This is a genomic window from Microvirga arvi (assembly GCF_016892765.1).
GTDB classification, from domain to species: domain Bacteria; phylum Pseudomonadota; class Alphaproteobacteria; order Rhizobiales; family Beijerinckiaceae; genus Microvirga; species Microvirga arvi.
Map to the genome: position 1 here is coordinate 105,627 of NZ_JAFEMD010000001.1, position 21,804 is coordinate 127,430.

General features: G+C 65.7%; 22 protein-coding genes. 11 read left to right on the forward strand and 11 right to left on the reverse strand.

Annotated features, from left to right (window positions below):
• Positions 1 to 6: 6 nt before the first annotated feature.
• The 11 genes from ILT44_RS00540 (at position 7) to ILT44_RS00590 (ending at position 9,854) form a co-directional block, all read left to right on the forward strand.
• A complete protein-coding gene (locus ILT44_RS00540) occupies positions 7 to 1,011 on the forward strand; it encodes a BMP family lipoprotein (protein ID WP_204237597.1) in 1,005 nt (334 codons plus the stop codon).
• 128 nt (positions 1,012 to 1,139) lie between these two features.
• On the forward strand, positions 1,140 to 2,663 hold the full coding sequence (locus tag ILT44_RS00545) for an ABC transporter ATP-binding protein (RefSeq protein WP_204237598.1): 1,524 nt from the start codon (positions 1,140 to 1,142) through the stop codon (positions 2,661 to 2,663).
• A complete protein-coding gene (locus ILT44_RS00550) occupies positions 2,663 to 3,097 on the forward strand; it encodes a VOC family protein (RefSeq protein ID WP_204237599.1) in 435 nt (144 codons plus the stop codon). Before ILT44_RS00545 ends, ILT44_RS00550 begins: the two co-directional genes overlap by 1 nt.
• Entirely contained in the window at positions 3,094 to 4,197 is a 1,104-nt protein-coding gene (locus ILT44_RS00555; protein ID WP_204237600.1) for an ABC transporter permease, read from the forward strand. The genes ILT44_RS00550 and ILT44_RS00555 overlap by 4 nt, the downstream gene beginning before the upstream one ends.
• Positions 4,198 to 4,201: 4 nt before the next feature.
• Positions 4,202 to 5,107: an ABC transporter permease gene (locus ILT44_RS00560; protein ID WP_204237601.1), complete on the forward strand. Its 906-nt coding sequence runs from the start codon at positions 4,202 to 4,204 to the stop codon at positions 5,105 to 5,107.
• A 2-nt stretch (positions 5,108 to 5,109) separates the two neighbouring features.
• Positions 5,110 to 5,514 (forward strand): cytidine deaminase, encoded by a 405-nt coding sequence (gene cdd / locus ILT44_RS00565; protein ID WP_204237602.1) that lies wholly within the window; start codon positions 5,110 to 5,112, stop codon positions 5,512 to 5,514.
• 58 nt (positions 5,515 to 5,572) lie between these two features.
• On the forward strand, positions 5,573 to 6,394 hold the full coding sequence (locus ILT44_RS00570; protein WP_239467807.1) for a purine-nucleoside phosphorylase: 822 nt from the start codon (positions 5,573 to 5,575) through the stop codon (positions 6,392 to 6,394).
• Positions 6,387 to 7,148 (forward strand): deoxyribose-phosphate aldolase, encoded by a 762-nt coding sequence (gene deoC, locus ILT44_RS00575; protein ID WP_204237604.1) that lies wholly within the window; start codon positions 6,387 to 6,389, stop codon positions 7,146 to 7,148. The genes ILT44_RS00570 and deoC overlap by 8 nt, the downstream gene beginning before the upstream one ends.
• Position 7,149: 1 nt before the next feature.
• Positions 7,150 to 8,472 carry a thymidine phosphorylase gene (gene deoA / locus ILT44_RS00580; RefSeq protein ID WP_204237605.1) on the forward strand — a complete coding sequence of 441 codons (1,323 nt, stop codon included), beginning with the start codon at positions 7,150 to 7,152 and terminating at the stop codon, positions 8,470 to 8,472.
• The gene (locus ILT44_RS00585; RefSeq protein WP_204237606.1) at positions 8,469 to 9,410 is read left to right on the forward strand and encodes a 2-hydroxyacid dehydrogenase; all 942 of its coding nucleotides are present in this window, start codon (positions 8,469 to 8,471) and stop codon (positions 9,408 to 9,410) included. Before deoA ends, ILT44_RS00585 begins: the two co-directional genes overlap by 4 nt.
• A 27-nt stretch (positions 9,411 to 9,437) precedes the next feature.
• Entirely contained in the window at positions 9,438 to 9,854 is a 417-nt protein-coding gene (locus tag ILT44_RS00590; protein ID WP_204237607.1) for a GFA family protein, read from the forward strand.
• A 15-nt stretch (positions 9,855 to 9,869) separates the two neighbouring features.
• On the opposite strand, the gene ILT44_RS00595 is transcribed toward ILT44_RS00590, so the two are convergent.
• The 11 genes from ILT44_RS00595 to ILT44_RS00645 form a co-directional block, all read right to left on the reverse strand.
• Positions 9,870 to 10,718 carry a C40 family peptidase gene (locus ILT44_RS00595; RefSeq protein WP_204237608.1) on the reverse strand — a complete coding sequence of 283 codons (849 nt, stop codon included), beginning with the start codon at positions 10,716 to 10,718 and terminating at the stop codon, positions 9,870 to 9,872.
• Between the two features lie 62 nt (positions 10,719 to 10,780).
• Complete coding sequence (locus ILT44_RS00600) at positions 10,781 to 12,163, reverse strand: leucyl aminopeptidase family protein (protein ID WP_204237609.1); 1,383 nt, start codon at positions 12,161 to 12,163, stop codon at positions 10,781 to 10,783.
• Positions 12,164 to 12,575: 412 nt separating this feature from the next.
• A complete protein-coding gene (locus ILT44_RS00605) occupies positions 12,576 to 13,478 on the reverse strand; it encodes a 2-dehydro-3-deoxygalactonokinase (protein ID WP_204237610.1) in 903 nt (300 codons plus the stop codon).
• Positions 13,479 to 13,525: 47 nt separating this feature from the next.
• On the reverse strand, positions 13,526 to 14,155 hold the full coding sequence (gene upp, locus ILT44_RS00610) for a uracil phosphoribosyltransferase (protein WP_199049671.1): 630 nt from the start codon (positions 14,153 to 14,155) through the stop codon (positions 13,526 to 13,528).
• Between the two features lie 36 nt (positions 14,156 to 14,191).
• A complete protein-coding gene (locus ILT44_RS00615; protein ID WP_204237611.1) occupies positions 14,192 to 15,445 on the reverse strand; it encodes a URC4/urg3 family protein in 1,254 nt (417 codons plus the stop codon).
• 145 nt (positions 15,446 to 15,590) lie between these two features.
• Positions 15,591 to 16,853 (reverse strand): GTP cyclohydrolase II, encoded by a 1,263-nt coding sequence (locus tag ILT44_RS00620; protein ID WP_204237612.1) that lies wholly within the window; start codon positions 16,851 to 16,853, stop codon positions 15,591 to 15,593.
• Positions 16,854 to 17,195: 342 nt separating this feature from the next.
• Positions 17,196 to 18,416, reverse strand: coding sequence for a phosphopentomutase (locus ILT44_RS00625; RefSeq protein WP_204237613.1), 1,221 nt, complete (start codon positions 18,414 to 18,416; stop codon positions 17,196 to 17,198).
• A 68-nt stretch (positions 18,417 to 18,484) separates the two neighbouring features.
• Positions 18,485 to 19,465 (reverse strand): cation diffusion facilitator family transporter, encoded by a 981-nt coding sequence (locus tag ILT44_RS00630; RefSeq protein WP_204237614.1) that lies wholly within the window; start codon positions 19,463 to 19,465, stop codon positions 18,485 to 18,487.
• A gap of 18 nt (positions 19,466 to 19,483) precedes the next feature.
• Entirely contained in the window at positions 19,484 to 21,112 is a 1,629-nt protein-coding gene (locus ILT44_RS00635) for an ABC transporter ATP-binding protein (protein ID WP_204237615.1), read from the reverse strand.
• Between the two features lie 2 nt (positions 21,113 to 21,114).
• A complete protein-coding gene (locus ILT44_RS00640) occupies positions 21,115 to 21,543 on the reverse strand; it encodes a type II toxin-antitoxin system VapC family toxin (RefSeq protein ID WP_204237616.1) in 429 nt (142 codons plus the stop codon).
• A 5-nt stretch (positions 21,544 to 21,548) separates the two neighbouring features.
• Positions 21,549 to 21,779: a hypothetical protein gene (locus tag ILT44_RS00645; protein WP_204237617.1), complete on the reverse strand. Its 231-nt coding sequence runs from the start codon at positions 21,777 to 21,779 to the stop codon at positions 21,549 to 21,551.
• Positions 21,780 to 21,804 lie beyond the last annotated feature (25 nt).

Below are 21,804 nucleotides of genomic sequence, written 5' to 3' on the forward strand. Positions count from 1 at the left end.
AAGCCGATGACAGTCACCAAGTTCGGCCTCGCGCTCGCGGGGCTCGCCTTTTCCGCCTCCTTCGCCTTCGCTCAGGCTCCGGCCTTCAAGCCCGCCGTCGTCTACGATCTGGGCGGCAAGTTCGACAAGTCCTTCAACGAGGGCGTCCACACGGGCGCCGAGAAGTTCAAGAAGGACACCGGAACCGACTACCGCGATTTCGAGCCGCAGAACGACGCCCAGCGCGAGCAGGCCCTGCGCCGCTTCGCCCGCGACGGCTTCTCGCCGATCCTGGCCGTAGGCTTCTCCCAGGAGACCGCGCTGAAAAAGGTCGCCGAGGAATTCCCGAAGACCCAGTTCGCCATCATCGACGCCGTGGTCGAGAAGCCGAACGTGCAGTCCGTCGTGTTCAAGGAGCATGAGGGTTCGTTCCTGGTCGGCCTCCTGGCGGCCCAGGCTTCGAAGACCAACAAGGTCGGTTTCGTGGGCGGAATGGACATCCCGCTCATCCGCAAGTTCGCCTGCGGCTACGTCCAGGGCGTGAAGCACGCCAAGAAGGACGCCGAGGTGTTCCAGAACATGACCGGCACCACCGGCGCGGCCTGGAATGATCCGGTGAAGGGCGGCGAGCTCGCCAAGGGACAGATCGATCGCGGTGCGGACGTGGTCTACCATGCGGCCGGCGGCACCGGCGTGGGCGTGCTGCGCGCGGCCGCGGATGCTGGCAAGCTCGGCATCGGCGTCGACTCGAACCAGAACGGCATGCATCCCGGCAAGATCCTGACCTCCATGGTCAAGCGCGTGGATGTCGCCACCTACAACGCCTTCGACCAGGCCAAGAAGGGCACCTTCAAGGCCGGCGTCTCGGTGCTCGGCCTCAAGGAGGACGGCGTGGCCTGGGCGCTCGACGACAACAACAAGTCGCTCGTGACCGCCGACATGAAGGCCGCTGCCGACAAGGCCGCCGCCGATATCAAGTCCGGCACCATCAAGGTCCACGACTACATGTCGGACTCCAAGTGCCCGATGTAATCTGACGCATCGATCCGGCCGCAGGCTCCTCGAGGGAGGGCCTGCGGCCGTTTCCATTTTTAGATCGTTACGTTTTCCGATAAGATCCCGTCCGTTTTTCCCTTTGCCGGGCAACCACCTTGAGGCCGATGTCCCCCGCCATCCAACTCATCGCCATCAACAAGAGCTTCGGCGCCGTTCACGCCAATAGGCACGTGAACCTTTCCGTTGAGCGCGGCACGATCCATGGCATCGTCGGGGAGAACGGCGCCGGCAAGTCGACGCTGATGTCGATCCTGTACGGCTTCTACGAGGCCGATTCCGGCGAGATCCAGGTCAACGGCCAGCCCATCGCCATCCGCTCTCCCAACGATGCGATCCAGGCCGGCATCGGCATGGTGCACCAGCACTTCATGCTGGTGGAACCGTTGAGCGTTGTCGAGAACGTGATGCTCGGCGCCGAGGGCGGCGCCATGCTGCGGGTGGGCGAGGCCATGGTACGCGCGGAGCTCGCGCGCCTCGCCAAGGATTACGGCCTCGAGATCGACGTGGATGCCACCGTCGGCGATCTCTCCGTCGGCCTGCAGCAGCGGGTCGAGATTTTGAAGGCGCTCTATCGCGGTGCCGATATCCTCATCCTCGATGAGCCCACCGCCGTGCTCACGCCCCCGGAGGCCGATGCGTTGTTCGGCCTGCTCCGGTCACTGAAGGAGCAGGGCAAGACCGTCATCCTCATCACGCACAAGCTGCGCGAGATCATGGCGATCACGGATCGTGTGTCGGTCATGCGCCGCGGCGAAATGGTGGCGACCCTCGAGACCGCCAACACCTCGCCGCCGGAACTGGCCGAGCTGATGGTGGGGCGGCGCGTGCTCCTGCGTGTCGAGAAGGCCGAGAAGATTCCCGGCGCGCCGCTGCTGGAGGTCGACAACCTGTCCGTCATCGATGCGCGCGGCGTGCTGCGCGTCGCCAACGCCTCCTTCACCGTCCGTGCGGGCGAGATCGTCGGCATCGCAGGCGTGGCCGGCAACGGCCAGAGCGAATTGCTGGAGGCCATTGCCGGCATGCGCCATCCGGCGCTGGGCTCGATCCGGCTCGAGGGCCAGACCATCCATTCGAGCGAGCACAATCCGCACCGCATGCGCCAGCTCGGCCTGCTCCACGTGCCGGAGGACCGGCTGCGCATGGGGCTCGTGCCGGCCTTCCCGGCCTTCGAGAGCGCCATCCTCGGCTTCAGCGACGAGCCGCATCTCGGGCGCGGCCCCATTCTCGATCATGACCGCCTGATCGCGGATCTTGCGAAGAAGATGGAGCAATACGATGTGCGCCCGCCCGCACCGCGGCTGAAGTCGTCGAAGTTTTCCGGCGGCAATCAGCAGAAGATCGTGCTGGCGCGCGAGATCGAACGTAATCCGAGGGTGCTCCTCGTCGGCCAGCCGACCCGCGGCGTCGACATCGGCGCCATCGAGTTCATCCACCGCCGCCTGATCAGCTTGCGCGATGCGGGCGTTGCGATCCTGCTCGTCTCGGTGGAGCTCGACGAGATCATGAATCTCTCCGACCGCATTCTTACCATGTGCGGCGGCAGGATCACGGGCGAGCGCAGGGCCTCCGAAACCAACGAACAGGATCTCGGCCTGCTCATGGCCGGTGTCACCGATGAGGCCGCCTGATGCAACCGCGACTGACTCTTGTCACCCTCGGCGTCGCGGATCTCGCAAAGTCCCGCGCCTTCTACGAGGCCTGGGGCTGGAAAGCCTCTTCCGCCAGCCAGCCCAGCGTCGCCTTCTATCAGGCCAACGGCTTGGTGCTTGCTCTCTGGGGGCGTGCCGACCTTGCCGAGGATGCAGGCGTCGAGGACAGGCCCACGGGCTTTTCGGCCATTTCGCTCGCCTACAATGCGCACTCGAAAGAGGAGGCCGACGAGGTTTATGCCCTGGCCGTGAAGGCCGGCGCGCGTCCTCTCAAGCCGCTGCATGACGTTTTCTGGGGCGGCTATTCAGGTTACTTCGCCGATCCCAACGGGCATCTCTGGGAAGTGGCCTGGAACCCGTCATTCCCTCTCGATGAACAAGGCCACATGTTCCTGCCGGATTCTCAAACGTGAGCGCTCCTCTCGACCTGCCGAAATGGGCCGACACGGTTCTCGTTCCCGCCATCTCCGTGGTGGCGGCCTTTCTGGTCGCCGGCCTCGTGGTGCTCGCCATCGGCGAAAACCCGCTGACCGCGACGCGCTACCTGCTGCAGGGCAGCCTCGGCACGGGGGAGGGGCTCGGCTTCACCCTGTTCTACATGACGGATTTCATCTTCGTCGGCTTGGCCGTTGCGGTCGCCTACCATGCGGGGCTCTTCAACATCGGCGGCGAGGGACAGGCGACGCTCGCAGGCCTCGGCATCGCGCTCGTGCTCAATAATCTCACCTTCCTGCCGGGCTTCCTACTCATTCCGCTCGGCATTCTGGGTGCGGCGGCCTTCGGTGCCGCCTGGGCGGCGGTGCCAGGCTATCTGCAGGCCAAGCGCGGCAGCCACATCGTCATCACCACGATCATGTTCAACTGGCTCGCCAGCGTGCTGATCGTCTATCTCCTCGTGAACGTGCTGCGCGAGCCGCAATCCATGAACCCGGAGACGCGCGCCTTCCCGGATCAGTCGCATATTCCGTTCATGCACGATGTCCTTGCCGCATTCGGCGTCGAAATCCCGGCGTCGCAGCTCAATCTCACGCTGGTGCTTGCGCTCGCCGCGTCCTATTTCGTCTGGCTTCTCATCTATCGCTCGCGCCTCGGCTATGCGATCCGCGTCGTCGGGTCGAACCCGACGGCTGCGGTCTATGCGGGCATCTCGCCGGCCCGCATCATCGTCATCGCCATGGTGCTGTCGGGCGCGCTGGCGGGCGGCCTCGCGGTGAACGAGCTCATGGGCTACCAGCACCGCCTGCTGCTCGAGTTCACCTCCGGCTACGGCTTTGTCGGCATTGCGGTGGCGCTCATGGGCCGCGCGCATCCGGTGGGCATCATCCTGGCCTCGCTCCTGTTCGGCATCCTCTACCAGGGCGGCGCCGAACTCGCCTTCGAGCAGCCGGCCATCACCCGCGACATGGTCGTGGTGATCGGCGGCATCATCATCCTGTTCGCGGGCGCGCTCGACGGGTTGTTCCGTCGCTTCGTGGCGCATCTGTTCACGCGTCAAAAGCTGGCGAGGGCGTGAGACCATGGATCTCGGCATTCTCGTCACGATTTTCGACTCGGCCCTGCGGCTCTCGATTCCGCTGCTCGCCGCCTGCCTTGCCGGCCTCTGGTCCGAGCGCTCCGGCGTGGTGGATATCGGCCTCGAGGGCAAGATGCTGGTGGCAGCTTTCGCCGGCGCCGCCGGCGCCTATGCGTTCGGGTCCGCCTGGGCCGGCCTTCTCGTCGGCATCGTAGCCTCGGTGGCCATCGGGCTCGTTCACGGCTTTGCCTCCATCAGCCAGCGCGGCAATCAGATCGTCTCCGGCGTTGCCATCAACATGCTGGCCGCGGGCCTCACCGCCATCGTCGGCAATGCCTGGTACGGGCAGGGCGGGCGCACGCCGCCGCTGGAGGGCGATCAGCGCTTCGGCAGCGTGCTCTTCGGCCATTCGGCTCTCGTCTACATGGTCCTACTCGCGGTGCCGGTCACCTGGTTCGTGCTCGGCCGCACGCGCTTCGGCCTTCGTCTGCGGGCTGTGGGAGAGAATCCGGCTGCCGTCGACACGGCCGGCATTTCGGTGACGGGCCTGCGCTACACCGCCGTCATCATCGCGGGCGTTCTGTGCGGGCTTGCCGGCGCCTATCTCTCCATCGGGCAGGCGGCGGGCTTCCTGCCCAACATGACGGCGGGCCGCGGCTTCATCGCGCTTGCCGCGCTCATCTTCGCCAAATGGCGGGCGTGGCCGGCGCTCGGCGCCTGCTTCCTGTTCGGACTGCTCGATGCCAGCGCCAATCAGCTGCAGGGCCTGTCGCTGCCGGGAATCGGCGAGGTGCCGGTGCAGGCGATCCAGGCGCTGCCCTACCTCATGACGGTCATCCTGCTCGCCGGCGTCATCGGCAAGGCGATCCCGCCCCGCGCCGCCGGCCTGCCCTATGTGAAGGAGCGCTGAGCATGGCATCGCTGGACACCCTGTTCGAGGCGGCCAAAGCGATCCAGGCCAAGGCCTATGCGCCCTATTCCCGCTTCAAGGTCGGCGCTGCGCTTGCGACCGCCGACGGTCAGGTCTTCACCGGCTGCAACGTGGAGAATGCCGCCTATCCGGTGGGCTCCTGCGCGGAGGCCGGCGCCATCGCGGCGATGATCGCGGGCGGTGGAAACCGCATTGCGCAGATCGTCGTGATGGGCGAGGGCGAGCACCTCGTCACGCCCTGCGGCGGCTGCCGCCAGCGCATCCGCGAGTTCGCCGCGCCCGATACGCCGATTCACACTGCAGGCCCCGAGGGCATCCGGAAGAGCTTTACCCTGGATGAACTGTTGCCCTTCTCCTTCGGGCCCGACAATTTGACGGGCCGGTAGAACGGCTCGGAACCTCATTGCTTGATGAAAGGAAGGCCTGCGGTTCAGGCCTGTAACGATGACGATGCAGCAGATGATTCAGGAAGCGGCCGAGTTCGTACGCAGCCGCGGCTTCGACGGCCATTTCGATGCGGCCTTCGTGCTCGGCACGGGACTTGGGCCGCTGGTCGACGAGGTGAGCGACGCGGCGAGCCTCGCCTATTCCGACATTCCGCATTTCCCGAGAAGCGGCGTCTCCGGCCATGCGGGCAGGCTCGTGGCTGGCACACTCGAAGGCAAGCGCGTTCTCCTGTTCCAGGGCCGCGCGCACTACTACGAGACAGGCGATGCGGGCGCGATGCGCTTGCCCGTGGCCTTCGTGAAGGAACTCGGCGTTCCAATCCTCGTCGCCACCAACGCGGCCGGTTCCGTGCGACCGGACATCCGGCCCGGAAGCCTCGTGGCGATCAATGATCACCTCAACCTGTCGGGCGCCAACCCGCTGCTGCGCGATCATACGGAAGGCCGTTTCGTCTCGCTCACGGGCGCCTATGACGAGGCCCTGCGTCAGACCCTGCAGCGTGCTGCCAAGAAGACCGGCATCGAGCTGGCTGAGGGCGTCTATGCCTGGCTCTCAGGCCCGAGCTTCGAGACACCGGCCGAGATCAGGATGGTGCAGATCCTCGGCGGCGATCTCGTCGGCATGTCGACCGTGCCGGAAGTGATCCTCGCGCGCTATTACGGCTTGAGGGTTGCCGCCATTTCCGTCGTCACCAATCTCGCGGCCGGCATCGAAGGTGCTTCGCCGTCGCATCAGGAGACGAAGGACACGGCGGCGGAAGCCTCCGAAAAATTCAAGCGTCTCATCCGATCCTTCGTTGCGGAGCTGTCCCATGTCTGATGCGGAAATTGCCGTGCGCGCGCTGCGCAGCCTCGATCTCACCGACCTGACGGATACCTGCAGCGATCAGGCCATCGATGCGCTCTGCAAGAAGGCGCTGGATCCGCGCGGGCCGGTCGCGGCCGTGTGCGTGTGGCCGCAATTCGTGAAACGTGCGCAGGACAACCTCAAAGGGTCATCGGTGCGCATCGCGACGGTCGTCAATTTCCCCGCCGGCGGAGAGGATGTGAGCCGCGTTGCGGATGACACGCAGGAAGCGCTCTCCGACGGCGCCAACGAGATCGATCTCGTGCTGCCCTATGGCGCCCTGCGCCGCGGCGATCCCGCAGTCGCGCGGGAGATGGTGGAAGCCGTGCGCGAAATGGTCGATCAGGAACGCCTGCTGAAGGTGATCCTCGAGACCGGCGAGCTGAAGGATCCGAAGCTCATCGAGACCGCAAGCCGCATCGCCATCGATGCGGGTGCTGATTTCATCAAGACCTCGACGGGCAAGACGCCTGTTTCTGCGAGCCCGGAGGCGGCCGAGATCATGCTCAACGCCATCAAGGCCTCGGGCAAGCCTGTCGGCCTCAAGCCTTCGGGCGGCATCCGCACATTGGCCGATGCGAGGATCTATCTCGATCTTGCCGACCGCATCATGGGGGAGGGCTGGGCGACGCCACGGACCTTCCGCATTGGTGCCAGCAGCGTCTATGACACGCTGATTGCGGCGCTCGAAGGACGCGACGGCGCGGCGGCCAGCGGAGCCTACTGACATGAGCCTTCTTCCGCAGGAAATCATCCGCCGCAAGCGTGACGGCGGCGCGCTCGATGCCGAACATATCGAGCAATTCATCGAAGGGCTGACCGCAGGCCGCGTGACTGAGGGCCAGGCTGCCTCCTTCGCCATGGCGATCTTCTTCCAGGGCCTCACCGTGCCGGAGCGCGTGGCGCTCACCCGCGCCATGATGAATTCGGGCACGGTTCTGACCTGGGATCTGCCTGGTCCCGTGCTCGACAAGCACTCGACGGGCGGCGTCGGCGACACGGTCAGCCTCGCGCTCGGGCCGGCCGTCGCAGCCTGCGGCGGCTATGTGCCGATGATCTCCGGGCGCGGCCTCGGCCACACGGGCGGCACCCTCGACAAGTTCGATTCCATTCCGGGCTATGTCACGCAGCCCGATCTCGACACGTTCCGCCGTGTCACGCGCGAGGTCGGCTGCGCCATCATCGGCCAGACGGCGGATCTCGCGCCGGCCGACAAGCGCCTCTACGCCATCCGCGACGTGACGGCCACGGTGGAGTCGATCGATCTCATCACCGCCTCCATCCTGTCGAAGAAGCTGTCGGCCGGGCTGCAGGGTCTGGTGATGGATGTGAAGTTCGGCTCCGGCGCCTTCATGGACAACGCCAAGGATGCGCGAAAGCTCGCCGAGAGCCTCGTGCTCGTGGCCAATGGCGCGGGACTGCCCACGAGCGCGCTGCTCACCGACATGAACGAGCCGTTGGCGTCTGCTGCCGGCAACGCGGTCGAGATGGCCTATGCGGTCGAATACCTGACGGGTCGCCGCCGCGAGAAGCGCTTCCATGAGGTGACCGTGGAGCTTTCCGCCGAGATGCTGCTGCTCGGCAAGCTTGCTGCCGGTATTGAGGATGCGCGTGCGAAGATCGAGCAGGCGATATCCTCAGGCAAGGCGGCGGAGGTCTTCCAGCGCATGGTCTCCGCGCTCGGTGGCCCGGCCGATGTCCTGGACAATCATAGAAAGCACTTGCAGGCCGCACCCGTGATCAAGCCCGTTCATGCGGAGCGCTCCGGCATCGTGCAGAAGGTCGCCACGCGCGATGTGGGCGTTGCCGTCGTCGCGCTGGGCGGCGGCCGCACGCGTCCGCAGGATCGGATCGACCATGCCGTCGGTCTCACCTATCTTGCAGCCATCGGCGAGACGGTCGATGCCTCGCGTCCGCTCGCCATCGTGCATGCGCGCAGCGAGGCCGCAGCCGAAGCGGCCGCGCGGGCCGTGCGCGCTGCCTATCATATCGGGAACGCACGGGCCGGTTCAGGCCCGAGCATTCTCGAGCGGATCGGAGCCAAGGCATGAGCCTTCTCGTCGCCGTCACCTGGGAAACGCAGCCCTGGTTGGAGCGCTTCAGGCGGCTCCTGCCCGATCGCGACATCGTCGTGCTGGGCGAGGACTTCGACAGAAACGCCGTCCACTACGTGGCGACCTGGGGGCCGAAACCGGGAAGCCTCTCAGGTCTTCCCAATCTCAAAGCGATCTTCTCTCTCGGTGCGGGAGTCGATCATCTGATGAGCTATCCCGATCTGCCGGACGTACCCATCGTCCGCGTCGCGCAGGACGATCTCACCCATCGCATGAGCGAGTACATGGTGCTGCACTGCCTCATGTACCTGCGCGATCAGCGCCGCTTCGACGCGGATCAGAAAGCGAAACGCTGGAAGCCGGAACGCGCGCCGCCGATCGCAGGCGAGGTGCGCGTCGGCATCATGGGCTTCGGCGTGCTGGGGCAGGATTCCGCCCGCAAGCTTAAAGTTATGGGCTTCGACGTCGCCGGCTGGAGCCGTACTGCGAAGGATGTGGAAGGCTTCGAGGTCTATGCCGGCGAGGAGGGGCTGGCGCCGTTCCTGAACCGCACGGACATCCTCATCGCCCTCATGCCGCTTACGCCCGACACGCAGGGCATCCTCAACCGCTCCCTGTTCGAGAAGCTCGCCCGCGACGGCAGGCTCGGCGGTCCGATTCTGATCAACGCGGGAAGGGGCAAGCTGCAGGTGGAGGCCGACATCCTCGCCTGTCTCGGCGACGGCACCTTGAAGGCTGCGACCCTCGACGTGTTCGAAACCGAGCCGCTGCCGGAGGACTCGCCGCTCTGGACGCACCCGCAGGTTACCGTCACGCCGCACAACTCCGCAACCAGCGAGCCCGAGGCGACGGCGCGCTACATCGCGCAGCAGATCCGCCGCCACGAGGCGGGCGAGTCGTTTGAGGCCGTGGCGGATCGGAGACGGGGATACTGAGACGCGATCTTATGAGGGGATCTGTCGATGCTGAAAGGCTCATGTGCCTGCGGGCAAGTCCGCTACGAGATCAAAGGCCAACTCTCCGGTCCTATCACGTACTGCCATTGCTGGCGGTGCCGGAAACACTCAGGATCGAGCTTCGGGACAACCGCAGGCTTGGATGCCGCCGCGCTTACCTTTGTCGCCGGTGAGGATTTGTTGCGCAGTTGGCAATCAAGCCCGGGTGTACAACGCTTCTTCGCCGGCTGTTGCGGCTCGCCTCTCTATAAGTCTGACGAGGCGCATCCGGATGTGCTCGGGTTCAGGCTCGGCACCCTCGACTCCGATCCATCCATGAAGGCCGACATGCATTACCATGTCGGCTCCAAGGCTCCCTGGGTCGAGATTACGGATGCATTGCCTCAGAACACCGAAGGCGTTCCCTTTGGTGAACGCGATTGATGATACCCTAGCTGCTTACAGACGCTTGATTGTACTGATCGGACCATAACTCCCCAGACGGATCCGCTCTTCGGCCACCGCAAGCGGCTCGATCATCACGGTCATGCTGTGGCCGGTGGCGTGGATGAAGTTCGTCTCGTCCATCATCAGTCCCACATGGCCCCTCCAGAACACGAGATCGCCGCGCCGGAGGCCGCTGAGGTCCGATGTCACCTCGACCGGCGTGCCGAGCTCGCGCTCCTGCATGTCGCTGTCGCGGGGAGCCTTGATGCCGGCAGCCGTCAGCGCAGTCTGCGCCAGGCCCGAGCAATCGATGCCGAGGCTCGTCTTGCCGCCCCAGAGATAGGGCGTGTGCAGGAAGCGCTCGGCCACGCCGACATAATCCGTATCGAACGCATTGAGCTCGTTCAGATGCGCGGCGAAGACCCAGCCGCCGGTGGCGAGGCGCGCGTAGTCGCCTTCAGTCTCCGTGACGGCGACCTTGGAGTTCAGGGTCAGGTAGCTCTGGTAGGGCAGCTTCAGGTTCGGCCCCGGATACACGAAGGTGCGGACCGCGCAGACCTTGTGGGTTGGCTCCGGTCCGGCCTCGCTCAGTGCCTCGCCCGGCAGGTAGCCGACATAGCCGTCCTCGTGGAGCTGCACCCAGGCCCAGCCCTCGTGCTCGTCATAGACGGTCACGCTTTCTCCGAAGATGGCCTGGGTATCGACAGGCGCTTCGCGGGAGGGGTGCCGATGCAGAGGCGAGAAGGTCGTGATGAGGCGCTTGACCGTGCCTGAGGTGAACCGCTCGGCCTGGACCTGTCCACGCAGGCGCTCATCGGCAAGGTCCGTACGAACGGGCGTGATGCGGCGGTCGAAACTCATCGGGGCAGCTCCTGAACGATCATGCTGTCTTCTACTCTCTTCGAGGCTTTGCCGCCACCCGGTCAAGCACCGTAGCGCTCCTTCAGGAGGGCGTACATGAGGCGCGCGGCCTGGACCTCGCCGCCCTCAGGGCGGCCCGGCTTGGTGGAGTTGTTCCAGGCGAAGATGTCGAAATGCACATGCGCCTTCGCGGCCTCCACGAAGCGGCGCAGGAACAGGGCCGCCGTGATCGAGCCGCCCATGGGCCCGCCGGTGTTGTTCATGTCGGCGAACTTGGAATCGAGTTGGGCTTGGTAGGGATACCAGAGCGGCAGGCGCCAGACGGGATCGTTCACGCCTAAGCCATGACGGGCGATGTCGGCGGCGAGCGCGTCGTCATCGGTGTAGAAGGGCGGCAGCTCGGGACCGAGCGCCACGCGGGCAGCACCCGTGAGCGTCGCGAAATCGACGATGAGATCGGGGCTTTCCTCATCGGCCAGCGCCAGGGCATCGGCCAGGATGAGCCGGCCTTCCGCATCGGTGTTGCCGATCTCGACCGAGATGCCCTTGCGGCTCGGCAGGATGTCGCCGGGGCGGAAGGCGTTGCTGGAGATCGAGTTCTCGACCGCCGGAATCAGCACGCGCAGGCGCACCGGCAGCTTCGCGCCCATGATCATGTCCGCGAGCGCCAGCGTCGCCGCAGCCCCACCCATATCCTTGCGCATGAGCAGCATGGAGGAGGCGGGCTTGATGTCGAGGCCGCCGGTGTCGAAGGCGACGCCCTTGCCGACGAGCGTGACGCGCGGCGCATCCGCCCTGCCCCAGGTGAAGTCGATAAGGCGCGGCGGCGTGATGGAGGCGCGGCCCACCGCATGGATCATCGGAAAATTCTGCGTCAGCAGGTCGTCGCCGACGATGCTGGTGAAGGAGGCGCCATGGCGGTCCGCCAGGATGCGCGCAGCCGCCTCGATGCCGTCGGGCCCGAGATCGCTGGTGGGCGTGTTGACGAGGTCACGGCTTGCCACGACCGCATTCGCGATGCGGGCCACATCCTCCGCATCGACGCCGTTCGGCACGACGAGGCGCACGGCTTTCTCGCGGCGCTTGCGGTAGCGGCTGAAGCCGTAGGCGCCAAGCAGCCAGGCGAGGGTGGCGAGCGTCGGGTCCGGCGCGTCGGTCTCGAAGCGATAGACGCCCTCGGGCAGCAGGGTGGGGAGCTTTCCGACGAGGAACGGGTCGTCTTGCTTGGCGTCGTTTCCGTTGAGTCCGAACGCGACGCCCAGGATGCTCCCGTCCGCATCCGGCAGCAGGCAATGGCTCCCCGCCTTGCCTTCGAACCCTTGAGCCTTCGCGAAGACCTGAGCCATCGGCGACAGGCTTCCGGCGATCTCGGGCCAGGTCTGCCCGGTCACGAGCCAGATGGGCTTCGAGATTTCATTCGCAGGGGCGAGGAGGGGATGGGGCATGGATGGGAACCTGACAATGGAAACAGCAGGGAGCCGTTTTAAGGGCTTAAGCCGGATGTGTCATCCCAGACGGAGCTTCAGCGGCGATCCGGGATCGCGAGCAGGGTAAAGCGCGTGTTTCCCTCCCCCTTGCGGGGAGGGGCAGGGTGGGGGTGGTGCGACTGGGTGAGCGTTAGTCGAATGAGGCGCCTCTTCACCTCTCCTTGAGGGAGAGGTCGCGCCGGAGGCGCGGGTGAGGGGTTAGTGTCGTTTCCGGATAGGCCTGTAGCCCCTCACCCCAACCCTCTCCCTCAGAGAGAGGGAGACGACAGTCGCAGCCTTTGCGCTTCATGGATCAGGCGCCGCGCTCTGACTTTGCGACCCCCACCCTTCATCCCTCCCCGCAAGGGGGAGGGAAGTGGAGCTGCAAACGTCACCCCAGCGCATGCTGGCGCACGATCCGCGCGAGGCCCGAGATCAGGGCTTGCTGCGTGTCCCTGATCTCGGCCTTGATGCCGTGGCGCTTGAGCGCGTGGACGTAGAGGTCGGCGCGTTCCGGCGCGGCCAGGATGGTGACGGAGGCGGGGCGGCCGAACTGCGACAGCGCCCCGTTGATCTCGTCACCGGTGAGCAGACCCGACAGGTAGGGAGCAAGCAGGCTGCTGGGCATGCGGTTGGAAACGACGGCTGCGCGCGCGCTGAACAGGAGGTGCAGCAGGCCGACGCGAGCCTCGCCGGAATTGCGCTCGGCGGCCTCGAGACCGAGATCGAAGCCCTTCGGATCCTCGGGCTGGGTGGCCGGACGCCCGATCATGGAATGCTCGCGCAGCAGCGCGTACATCTCGCCGGTCATGTAGGTGGCGAAGCGCTCGATGCGCCCGTTCCGCATCAGGATCCACTTGGGATGCGTGCCGGCCGAGCAGATCAAGCCATCCGCGACGCCCGCGCCCATCACCAGCGTTTCCTCGCCGCGCATCACGTCCGCGGCTCCGGGAGCAGGCTCGCAGAACAGGCCCGGAATGATGTAGCCCTTACGGCCGTTCTCAAGATCCACCGGCACGAGCGCCTGCGCGATTTCCGCAGGCCCAGCCGGGCAGGAGGCGTAAGGCGCCTCGACCCACCCTTCGCGGCTGCCTACCATGCCGACGAGCAGCACAGGGGCGTCGGGCTCGGCCTGAAGCCAGGGGCCGCATTGGCGCAGGAACACCTCGCGATGCTGGCCTTTTTGCAGGGCCGAGACGCCCTCGTTCGACGAGACCTGATCGAGAACCGTTTCGTTCTCGATCAGATAGCTGCGAAAGCGGGTCGTTCCCCAGTCGGCGACGATGAAGCGCAAGGCCGTGCTCCCTGTTGAATGACGCGAGGGATTAAGTCGCGTGAACTCTAGCGCGTTCCGTACATGCGGTCGCCGGCGTCGCCCAAGCCCGGCACGATATAGCCGTGGTCGTTCAGGCGCTCGTCGATGGCGGCCGTCCAGATATGCACGTCCGGGTGGGCGCTGCGCAGCCGCTCGATGCCCTCGGGCGCCGCCAGCAGGCAGACGAAGCGCAGATCCTTCGCGCCGCGCTCCTTCAGGCGCTCGATGGCCGCCACGGCCGAGTTGGCCGTCGCCAGCATCGGGTCGAGCACCAGCACCATGCGGTCCGCGAGGTCGGACGGAGCCTTGAAGTAGTACTCGACGGCCTGGAGCGATTCCGGATCGCGATAGAGGCCGATATGCGCCACGCGGGCTGCCGGAACGAGGGTGAGCATGCCGTCGAGAAAGCCGACGCCGGCACGTAGGATGGGAGCGAGGACCAGCTTCTTGCCGGCAATCTGCGCGCCTTCCATGGTGGTCATCGGCGTCTCGATCTCGATGCGCTCCATGGGCAGGTCGCGGGTCACCTCATAGCAGAGCAGCATGCCGATCTCGTTGAGGAGCTGACGGAAGCCCTTCGTCGAACGCTGCTTGTCCCGCATCAGGGTCAGCTTGTGCTGAACCAGCGGATGATCGACCACCGTGACGCCCTGCATGCTTGTCCCCTCTTGGATTGTCGTCTGCTGATTCATTTAGAACACTGTCCCGTCACTGATCACGCTGAGAGGCGGCGAGCCGTCGCCGCGCTTCTCCTTCGCCAGTCTCCGCCCCGTCGCCCAGGTGCCGCCTTCGAGCGCCTTGGCCAGGGGAAAGTCCCCTGCGGCGAATCCTAGCTTCGCCCGGATCGGTTCGGCAATGCGGTCGAGGAGGGCGACCGTCAAGGCCCGCCATTCCACCACGATCCCGGAATCCACTGCATGGGCGCGGGTCGCGTCGCCCGCATCCTTGAGGGCGATCACGCCGCTGTCGAGGAAAAGGCCGCCGTTGCGGTATTCAGGCAGGCCCGTGAGCCCGTCGATCTCGATCACGGTGAAGCCCGCCCATTCCAGCGGCTCGATGAGCGAGTAGGAGAGCCACTGGGAGAGCTTGTGGAACGGGATGAGCCCCTTCGTGGCATCCGGCGCCTCGACCAGGGGGTGGCGCCAGGTATCGCCGAGGTCGACGCCGCCCAAGCTGATTCGGCCGGGCCAGATGGGACCCAGATAGGTGAGGAGCGCTTCCAGGATCGACGTCGCCCTGATGCTGTCGTTCTCGGCGGTTGCGGCAATGACGTCGAAGAGGCCGCCGGGACGGGGATCGTCAGCCTGCCCGAAGATGTCCGGGTTCGTCGCGACAACGCGGCCGAGCCGGTTGAGGAGCGCGGCCCGGCCCTCGAGGCCGACGAGCGGATTGTCGCCCGAGACCTGGAAGCCGGCGGCGAGGTCCTCGGCGGTGAGGGTCATCAGCACGTCCGCATCGACGCGGAACGGATCTTCGGGCCTGCTGGAAAAGGCGCCGCTCACGAACATGTCGAAGCTTGCCACCGCAAGCCCTTCGGAGCGGATATAGGTCTCGCCGGTGCGGCCTTCCTCGTAGCGCCATTGCGCGCCTGCGCCCGCATCGAGCAGGACCGAGACGATGGCGAGGTCGAAGGCGGAGCGCGCCATGTCGGCGGCTTTTTCCCAAGGCGCGCCGTGCATCACCGCATCCCACCGATCGTGACCACCGGCGGCGAAGTGGCGCCAGCGGGCGTGGAACGGAATGTCGAGGGAAGGATAGGCCTGCCGGATCGTCGCCACCACCTCGTCGGCGCAGGCGTCGAGCCGGCCGAGGTCGACCGTGAAATGCTGGAGACGGCCTGCGAGACCCGCCTGCAGAAGCTGATGCGACCGCTCCCGCACCGCAGCGGCGGAGAGAAGGCTGCGGGCGGCTTTCGTTTCGGAAGACAGGTCAGGCTGGTCGGTCACTCAGGGCTCCGATGATCTCCGGCTTAGGATGCGATAGCACAAACTCTTGGCAACACAGCATCCCCGGGCAGGACGGCTTGACGGCAAGGTTAAAAACGAAGCGGGCACCGGCGGCAAGCCGGCACCCGCCTCATGGTTCGTGGCTTCAGAAGCGCTCGAGATCGCGGCCCTTCACCTGGGTCAGCTCGGATGCGTCCGGAGCGCCTTCCGGCGTGTAGTAGCCGGCGGCCTTCTTCGCCTCGATCTCAACTTGAGCATCCGGCGGCACCAGATCGGCCGGGATCGGCACGCGCTCCACCACCTCGATGCCGGAGCCGGCGATGGCGTCGTACTTCATGTTGGACATGGACATGAGCCGGTCGATGCGGCGGATGCCGAGCCAATGCAGCACGTCGGGCATGAGCTGCTGGAAGCGCGCATCCTGCACGCCCGCGACGCATTCCGTGCGCTCGAAATAGGTGGCTGCCGAGTCGCCGCCCTCCTGCCGCTTGCGCGCGTTGTAGACGAGGAACTTGGTGACCTCGCCGAGCGCGCGGCCCTCCTTGCGGTTATAGGCGATGACGCCGACGCCGCCACCTTGAGCTTCCTTCACGCATTCCTCGATGCCGTGCACGAGATAGGGCCGGCAGGTGCAGATGTCGGAGCCGAACACGTCGGAGCCGTTGCACTCGTCGTGGACGCGGCAGGCGATGCGGGTCCTCGGATCGCTCAGGCGCGACACGTCGCCCACCACATAGACGGTGATGTTGCCGATGGGCGGCAGGAACACGCTCATGTCGGGCCGCGTGACGAGTTCCGGGAACATGCCGCCGGTCTGCTCGAACAGGGTGCGCCGCAGTTCGCCCTCCGAGCAGCCGAAGCGCTCGGCGATGCCGGGCAGGTGCCACACGGGATCGACGGCGATCTTGGTGACCGAAATGTCGCCCGACTCATGCAGGAACCCGCCATCGGCATGCAAGCGCTTTGCGCCCATGGCCGCGACGATCTCCGCCATGTTGAGGCGCGCCTTGGTCACGGCGATGCTGGGGCGAATGTCGACGCCGCTGGCGATGTCGTCCCGGAACGCCTCTCCGACCAGATGGCCCCAAGGGTCGAGGGAGACGATCTTGCCCGGCTCGAACCATTGCGGATACGGGCCGATGTCGGCGGTCGGGTGGGTGTTGTGAAGATCGGGCCGGGCCAGGGGGTTGAGCGCCCGGGCGGAGATGGCGAGCGCCCGATAGAGGGAATAGGAGCCCCCATGGGCGCCGATCACGTTGCGGTCGGCCGGATTGGTGACGGTGCCGATGATCGGCCCGCGCTCCTTGGGGTCTTTCGCTCCCCACTTGATCGGATGTCTGATAGTGCCTGTGTTCGGCTCCGGGTGGGATGTGAGCCGGATATGGGTCGAGCGGTTGGGCGAGCTCATGAACAATCTTCCACGCAAGAACGGGAAGACTCCCTCAACAGATCGTCGGAGAGCCTCCATACGATCTTTGGAAGACTGATCCAAAGTTGCGAGGCCGTCAATGGGATGGGCAAAGGGTGCGGCGGCTTGGCCGAGAGGGCAGCGCTGAACCGGCTGCATAGATCGCGGGTCTCCCTCTCCCTGAGGGAGAGGGTTGGGGTGAGGGGTTACAGGTTCATCCGGACAGACCTGTAACCCCTCACCCGCGCCTGAAGGCGCGACCTCTCCCACAAGGAGAGGTGAAGGGTACCATTCTCGTCCTGCGATCCCGGGTTCTGCTGCGCAGGCCTGGATTACGCGATCTTAGAGCCAGGGCGTTCCCTTGCCCGGATTTCGAATCCCGAGATGCGCCAGCACGCTGGCTCCGATATCGGCGAAGCTCTCCCGTCGCCCGATGGAGCCTGGCGTCAAGCCGGGGCCGAAGCCCAGGATCGGCGCGTGCTCGCGGGTATGGTCGGAACCGCGCCAGGAGGGGTCGTTGCCGTGGTCGGCGGTGATAATGACGAGGTCGCCGTCTTTCAGGGCGGCTTCGATCTCCGGGATGCGCCGGTCAAAAGCCTCGAGCGCGGCCGCATAGCCTGGGATATCGCGGCGGTGGCCGAACTCGCTGTCGAAATCGACGAGATTGGCGAAGATGAAGCCGCCGTCGGGCAGATCCCTCAACGCGTCGATAGCAGCCGACAGGCAGGCGTCGTTGCCGTTGGGCTTGATCTCCCTGCCCGTGCTGCGATGGGCGAAGATGTCGCCGATCTTGCCGACGGTGACAACGGAGCGGCCAACCTTCGTCAGTGTGTCGAGAATGGTGTCCGAGGGCGGAGGCGTGGCGAAATCCTTGCGGTTGCCGGTGCGCTTGAATCCGGTCTCGGGCGTGCCGAGGAAGGGGCGGGCGATCACGCGGCCGATGTTGTAGGCGTCGCAGATCTCCCGCCCGATGCGGCACAGCTCGTAGAGCCGCTCGAGCCCGAAGCTCTCCTCGTGCGCCGCGATCTGCAGCACGCTGTCGACGGAGGTGTAGACGATGGGTTGGCCCGTGCGCATGTGCTCCGCGCCGTATTCGTCGATGACGGCAGTGCCGGAAGCATGCTTGTTGCCGAGGATGCCGGGCAGGTTGCCGCGCGCGATGAGGGCTGCGGTCAGCTCTTCAGGAAAGGTCGGGATCGTGTTGGGGAAATAACCCCAGTCGAAGGCGACGGGGACGCCGGCGATCTCCCAATGGCCCGAGGGGGTGTCCTTGCCCTTGGAGGTCTCGACGCCGTAGCCCCATGAGCCTTTCAGCGCGCCCCGGGGCGCGAGGTTCGGCGGCAGGCGGCCCGTCGAAGCCTCGCAGGCCAACCCTAAGCCGAGCGCCGCCATGTGCGGCAGATGGAGCGGCCCCTGGCGCAGGCCGGCCTGATCGCCGCGCCCCTCGGCGCAGGCCTCGGCGATATGACCGACCGTGTCGGCGCCGACATCGCCATAGACGTCGGCATCCTCCGCCCCGCCGATACCGACGGAATCAAGCACGATGAGAAGAGCGCGAGGCATTCAGTGAAGTCCTTCAACCCACGAGGATCACGACTGATACGGCATAGCGGCAAAAGATGCGATGGTCCTTAGTGATGGTGGTGCCCCTCATGGATGTGGCCCTCGTGGGGATGCTCGTCATGGTCCAGGGGGCATTCCGGGCCGTGCCTGTCGGATCCATGCCTGTGGATCTCGATCTGCAGGGTCGAATGACGGATGCCGAAGTGGTCCTTCAGCTCCTGCTGCGCTTTCGTCAGGAAGCCGTCGCCTGGATGCCCGTCCGGCATCACGAGATGGGCCGTCAGCGCCGTCTCGGTCGTGCTCACGGCCCAGACATGCAGGTGATGAACGCCCGTGACGCCGGGCATCCGCTCGAGGGCTTGTCTCACCTCGGGAACCGCGATGTCGCGCGGCACGCCATGCAGGGACAGGGTCAGGGACTGCCTGAGCAATCCCCAGGTCCCCCAGACGATGACCGCGGCAATGACGAGGCTCAAGATCGGGTCGATCCAGGTCGCGCCGGTCCACAGGATGGCGAGACCGCCGAGAACCACGCCGAGAGACACGGCCGCATCGGCCACCATGTGAAGGAAGGCGCCGCGGATGTTGAGATCGTGCTGGCCGCCCATGAACAGGAAAGCCGTGAAGCCGTTCACGATAATGCCGATGCCAGCCACGATCATCATGGCGCCGGCGGCAACCGGCGCAGGCTCGATCAGGCGAGAGATGGATTCCCACACGATGCCGCCCACCGCCACCAGCAGAAGCAGCGCGTTGAAAAGCGCCGCGAGAATGGAGCTGGATCGAAGCCCGTAGGTGAAGCGTTCGCTCGCGCCGCGTCTGGCGAGCAGCGCCGCGCCCCAGGCGATGGCAAGGCCGAGAACATCGCTTAAGTTGTGGCCGGCATCCGAAAGCAGGGCCATGGAACCGGCCCAGAAGCCATAGCCGGCCTCGATGAGGACGAAGCCCAGGTTCAGGATGATGCCGATGGCGAAGGCGCGGCCATGCCCGGCCTCCGGGGCATGGGAATGTCCGTGATGATGACCGGCCGAGTGGTGATGCGGATGCATGATCGGAAAAGCTGTATCTCATTCCCGGACGGTGTTCGAAGCCGCCGTTTCGAGGTTGAAGGCGGCGGCAAAGAGCGCCTTGGTGTAATCGGTCCGAGGCGCGGCGAAGATGCTCTCGGCCGATCCTTCCTCGACGATCTGGCCGTTCTGCATCACTACCACGTGGTTGGCGAGCGCCCGCACGACCTTCAAATCGTGGCTGATGAACATATAGGCGAGGTTGCGCCGCTTTTGGAGATCGCGCAGCAGTTCCACGATCTGCGCCTGCACGGACATGTCGAGGGCCGAGGTCGGCTCGTCGAGCATGATGAACTGAGGCTCCAGCGCCATGGCGCGGGCAATGGCGATGCGCTGGCGCTGCCCGCCGGAGAACTCGTGCGGATAGCGGTCCATGGTGGCGGGGTCGAGCCCCACATCGTCGAGGGCCCTGGCCACCACGTCGCGGCGCTGGGCATAGGAGAGTTCCTTGTCCTGGACGAGCAGGCCTTCCTCGACGATCTCCGCGATCGACATGCGCGGCGAGAGGGAGCCGTAAGGGTCCTGGAACACCACCTGCAGGTTCTTGCGCATCGGACGGATGTCATTGGCGCGCATGCCGTCGATGCGGTTGCCGAGGAAGACGATGGGTCCTTCCGACTGCACGAGGCGCAGGATGGCCAGGCCCAGCGTGGTCTTGCCCGAGCCCGACTCGCCCACGACCCCGACCGTCTCGCCCCGGCGCACGCGCACGGAGACCCCGTCGACCGCCTTCACATGGCCGACGGTCTTCTGGAAGAAGCCGCGCTTGATCGGAAACCAGACCTTGATCGGGCCGGCTTCCACAATGACCGGCGAATCGTGTGCGACGGGATTGGCACGGCCCTTCGGCTCCGCCGCCAGCAGGCGTTGCGTGTAAGGGTGCTGCGGGTTGCCGAAAACGTCTTCGACCGTTCCGTGCTCGACGATCTTGCCCTTGAACATGACGCAGACGCGATCGGCGATCTTGCGCACGATGCCGAGGTCATGCGTGATGAAGAGCATCGACATGTTGAGCCTGCTCTTCAGCTCGGCCAGGAGCTTCAGGATCTGCGCCTGCACCGTCACGTCGAGCGCCGTGGTCGGCTCGTCGGCGATGAAGAGATCGGGCTCGTTGGCAAGCGCCATGGCGATCATCACGCGCTGGCGCTGGCCGCCCGAGAGCTGATGCGGGTAGGCGCCGAGCCTCGACTCCGCCTCGCGGATGCCGACGAGCTGCAGGAGATCCAGCGTGCGGGTGCGGGCCTCGCGGTCATTGAGGCCCCGGTGCAGCTTCAGGATCTCGCCGACCTGCCGCTCGATGGTGTGAAGCGGATTGAGCGAGGTCATCGGCTCCTGGAACACCATGGTGATGTCGTCGCCGCGCACCTTGCGCATCTCGTTCTCGTCCGCGGCGATCAGGTCCCTGCCCTTGAACAGGACGCGGCCGGAAGGGTGATGCGCGGACGGGTAGGGGAGAAGCTTGAGGACCGACAGCGCCGTGACGGATTTGCCCGAACCGGACTCGCCCACCAGCGCCACGGTCTCGCCCGGCATCACGTCGAAGGAGACGCGGTCGACCGCCAGCACGTCGCCTTCGCCTTGGCGGAACGCGACGGAAAGATCCTGAACGGAGAGGAGGGGTTTGGTCATGGCTACCTGTCGAGGTCGCGGATGTGATCCAGATCGATCTGCGTCAGGCTGCGTGGCAGCCTCAAGCGCTGATCGGAGGACAATAAGATGCTGCAATCGGCCAGGAGAGCGGTCGCTATGTGGATGGCATCGGCTCCCTTGTTGCCGAGAGCCGCGCGAATTTCGGCACTCCGGCGCAGGATCGCGCGATCGATCGGCCGGACCTCCAGACCGGAACCGCCCGCAAGAAACCCCTCATAGATTTCGACCAATCTCGCATCGCCGTCCTTGAGCAGGCCGACGAGGACCTCGGCCAGTGTCAGCTCGCTGGTCACCAATCGCAGCTGGCCGGCAGCCGCCTGCTCGAACACATGCAGCAAACCGTCATCTTCGCTCTCGACGAAACGGATGATCGCATTGGTATCGAGATAAGCGGCCTTGACGCTCTCCACCTTCGTTATTCCCACTCGTCCCGCAGTGAGCGAATGCGCCGGACGGCTTCCGTAGCGGATGTGTTGCGCTCCTTGGCTGCGCCGAAGAAGCGCATGAATTCTCTCCTCGGATCAGGGCGGGCAGCCTCATCGTCCTGCTCGATCACCAGGGTTACGGGCTTCGACGGATCGAGCAGCTCCCGTAGATCCTCCGGCAGCTTGTCGACCGGGTAATGCTCTCTGACGATCTTGTTCATGGGATACCTCGGGCAAACACTACCA